The sequence below is a fragment of the Hymenobacter amundsenii genome (assembly GCF_002204745.1).
In the GTDB taxonomy this organism is placed as follows: domain Bacteria; phylum Bacteroidota; class Bacteroidia; order Cytophagales; family Hymenobacteraceae; genus Hymenobacter; species Hymenobacter amundsenii.
Window position 1 is genome coordinate 1 of the sequence record NZ_NIRR01000124.1, and the last position, 402, is coordinate 402.

General features: G+C 49.0%; 1 rRNA gene. It reads left to right on the top strand.

Features of this window, described 5'->3' with window-relative positions:
* Window positions 1–91 (top strand): 16S ribosomal RNA (locus CDA63_RS20235); the annotation flags it as partial.
* Window positions 92–402: the final 311 nt, after the last annotated feature.

Sequence of the window (402 nt, forward strand, 5' to 3'; positions counted from 1 at the left end):
CGCAACGAAGCCAGTTAGGGTAGAACAAGTAACTAGGGCTAAGTCGTAACAAGGTAGCCGTACCGGAAGGTGCGGCTGGATCACCTCCTTTCTGGAGCTTGTTCGACTCGATTACACGGACGCAGCTTGGGTTTCGCCCCTTGATTTGCCGTCTGCTTACTCTCAAGAAAATCGGATTGTTTTTTCCATCATTCGCTTTATCACCCAATTGGGGTGATACACGTTCTTTGACATAGAGGAAAACAGAGTTTAAGAAAAAGAAAGCAAGAAGAGTGATTAACCTACGGTTAGTCACCCGAGCCGGCCATCTTACGGGATGGCCTCTACCAAGAAGTAGAAAAGGGCACACGGGGGATGCCTAGGCTCTCAGAGGCGATGAAGGACGTGATAAGCTGCGATAAG